We start from the raw sequence: 2,810 nt of genomic DNA, 5'->3' as shown, positions 1-2,810 counted from the left end.
GATCGCGATCTCGCGGATGGCTGGATGCAGCCAATACATACCAGACTGAAATTCAATTAAGGAGCGGTTCTTGAGCGAATTAACTACAGATAGCTGGCGTTCGAGTGTGACATCCCATAATAAGCTCGACAGTGCAGCTACTGGGACTCTACTTAAATCTTGATAACGATAAGCACCCGCCCGACAGAGCAACCGATAAGCGTCGGGATCTAAAGATTGAAGGCGATCGAATTGAGTGATAATTAATTGCCTCAATCCAGTCTCAACAGTGCGATCTGCGCTGGCTAGATAGACATTCAGCTCGCGGTCGAAATCAGTACAAATATTGCCAGCAATAATATCCATTGCCTTCGCATTACCACCATAAGCTTGATGTAATGGCGCAATGGCGCTCGGGGTAGTGGCGATCTGTCGATAGTTAAAATAAGTTTGCCAAGTAGGTAGATCCAATCCCGATAGCCGATAATGAGTCAAATTGAGATCGATTTCACACAACCTGTCGCGACTGGTAATCAGGGTAACTCCAGCTAACTGTCGATCGGTCAAAACTCGGAGTAATTCTAGATAACTGCGATGGGCATCTACAAACCGACCATCCCGATCCAATGCTGGCTCCAGGTTATCGATTAATACCCCAATTTTACATGCGCTCAGTTGCCGTTTTAAGCGTAATAAAGCCACCCCAAACTCTCGCCCGGGGTCTATTCCTAAATCTTGCCCCAACCACTCCTCTAGCACGATTTCAGCCGGGGTAATTTGGGCGGTTTCCTTCGCCATCGATAACTCTAAAATCGCGTCGCAACCACAAGTTTGCAGATATTGCTGAGCTAACATCGTTTTACCAACACCGCCTTCACCCTGAATGACGATCGATCTTTGTCCCTGTTGGATTAGTTCGTCTAGGCTAGCAGTTGCCTGCTCGCGACCGATAAATTGATAATTGACGAGCGAACTTGACTGCGCAAGCGGTATGATATGCCGTTGTAAGATCGACTTGAGATTAGTTTTAGTGACCCGTTCTCCTAATAGTTGGGATAATAATTGCCACAGTGCCGCCGCGATATCTTTGACGTGTCCCTCCGTACAATGATACTCAGCAGCCATATCTAGATACTTTTTCCCCTGCCATACCTGACTGATAATAAAAATCTGAAGATCGCTCAGATGTCTTCCAGTCTCGATCTCGATCGATCGATCGATCCAATTTATTGCAGTCTCGACGTTCATCTAAGAGGGGGTAGAGGGTAGCGGGTAGAGGGTAGCTGTAGGGTGTGTTACTCCGGAGGATAACGCACCCATACATTTTGATAACTACTCATTATTGACTATTCATTCCCGACTTTTTCAGACTTTCGATCGAGTCGGGATTGCCGACAAGATCCGACTGACAGGATTGAGGTGCGAGTTTATATTTGGATTAACACCTCAATCCTGGTCTGTAAGTCATGATTTTACTGCCACTATACCAGCAGCAACGCCATCAAAAAGATCGACATCATTCGGAATTTTCTTCAACAATTAAAGAATTTATTAATACTTATTTTAATCCAAGTTATTTGACCGATCGCTTACAAGAATTACCCCAACAATTCGCACATCCACAACCGCGTCGCTGGGCGCGAATTGAATGGCAAAGTATCGACTCAACGCAGATAACTGGCATCGATACCCCACTATTTTTAGCGATTCTCCAAGGCGCGATCGATACAGAGGCACCTATTCGAGATTATACCCACACCAGTCGGCAATATCTCGATGCCATTCATCCCCAGATGGCCGAATTTGTGGGTGGCAGAGTCGATGCTGTCGGTAATTCCCAATCTAAGGGGATGTGGGAACTAGAAGAATGTCGCCATGCCCCAGCATTAATCGCTATCTACGAGCGTATCAGTGGTGAGAAGGTACGACTCAATCCCAAACAAGCACGAGCCTATCAACCAACAGATTGCCCTGATGCGGATCTTTATCGTCATGGTTTATCGCGAATCTTTACTGAATATGGTGCTGCCTGTTTATATCTGTGGTTAATTGGACATTCTACAGGAACACTCAGACAAGTATTAGAAGAACTGCTCACAGATGAAATTAACCATTTAATTAAATTTTGGGGGTTTGGAATCTGGCTATATCCATACCCCAAAGGGCAGCGATTTATTCACGGTTGCAGACAACTGCTACCACGTCGATCTGCTGGTGGCAATTTAATTAAAACTTATCAACGGATGTTATCTGTGCTGCACTGGCAACACTGGCAACTCCAACACCGTTGGCAAATAGTTACAATTTTTTATCTAGTTATAACTCGACTCTTAGCTTGGCATCAAAGCTTAACGCCTGTTGCACTCGAACAAATTTTTGGAGCAGTCCCTGTCAACACTCGATCGCCAAATTACAACTAATTAATAATCAACAATATGAGTACTCAATTAATTACTAAACTCCCCGCAATTTTAGATGCAGCTAAAATGCCTCAGCATGTCGCCGCCATTATGGACGGCAATGGACGCTGGGCAAAAAAACAGGGCTTGCCGCGAATTGCCGGACACCAGCAAGGTGCCAAAACAGTCAAGTCATTATTACGCTGTTGTAAAGATTGGGGAATTGCTAATTTTACCGTCTATGCTTTCTCCACCGAAAACTGGGGCAGACCAGCAGCAGAAGTTGATTTTTTGATGCGATTATTTGAAGGATTGTTAGATAGCGAACTCGCCCAATTACATCTAGAAGGAGTTAGAATTAGATTTTTAGGCGATCGATCTCAAGTTCCGATTAGTCTCCAAAAAATGATGGATAAGTCGATCGAGACCACT

Annotated in this window: 3 protein-coding genes; 2 read left to right on the top strand and 1 reads right to left on the bottom strand. The window is 44.7% G+C overall.

Annotated elements, in window-relative coordinates; genetic code table 11:
- Nucleotides 1-1,227 (bottom strand): AAA family ATPase (locus RMO35_RS07110; RefSeq protein WP_396135621.1); only part of this gene is annotated, 1,227 nt, incomplete at its 3' end.
- Nucleotides 1,228-1,445: 218 nt separating this feature from the next.
- Between RMO35_RS07110 and RMO35_RS07105 the strand changes: the two genes are divergently transcribed.
- Nucleotides 1,446-2,399: a ferritin-like domain-containing protein gene (locus RMO35_RS07105; protein WP_309739646.1), complete on the top strand. Its 954-nt coding sequence runs from the start codon at nucleotides 1,446-1,448 to the stop codon at nucleotides 2,397-2,399.
- A gap of 15 nt (nucleotides 2,400-2,414) precedes the next feature.
- On the top strand, nucleotides 2,415-2,810 hold a 396-nt coding region (uppS, locus tag RMO35_RS07100), incomplete at its 3' end, for a polyprenyl diphosphate synthase (protein WP_309739645.1).

It is taken from the genome of Chamaesiphon sp. OTE_20_metabat_361 (assembly GCF_031364565.1).
This window is presented reverse-complemented; position numbering and strand designations above follow the sequence as displayed.